At 69.9% G+C, this 249-nt stretch carries 1 pseudogene; it reads right to left on the bottom strand.

The features are described 5' to 3' along the window. A pseudogene (locus tag IG08_RS0153620) lies at window positions 1–249 on the bottom strand (IS200/IS605 family element transposase accessory protein TnpB); the annotation flags it as partial.

Below are 249 nucleotides of genomic sequence, written 5' to 3'. Positions count from 1 at the left end.
AGGTGTAGGCCGGGTCCACGGCGATGATGGCGATGCCGGTCTGGTCGGCCATCGAGGTCAGCCGGGCGCGGAGCCGGCCGGTGGGCATGCCCGAGATCAGCCGCCGGAACCGTTTGCGGCGGCCGTGCTTCTCACGGGTCTTCTCCGCGCCGAAGTCCAGGTCTTCCACCGCGATGGCTTTCACTCCGCAGGTGCGGGCCCAGTTGAGCAGCCGGGTGAGGGCGTGGCGGACCTGGGCATCACGGTGAT

The sequence above is a fragment of the Streptomyces fulvoviolaceus genome (genome assembly GCF_000718165.1).
GTDB lineage: Bacteria > Actinomycetota > Actinomycetes > Streptomycetales > Streptomycetaceae > Streptomyces > Streptomyces fulvoviolaceus.
Note: the sequence above shows the minus strand (reverse complement) of the source record. Positions and strands in the feature narration are given on the sequence as shown.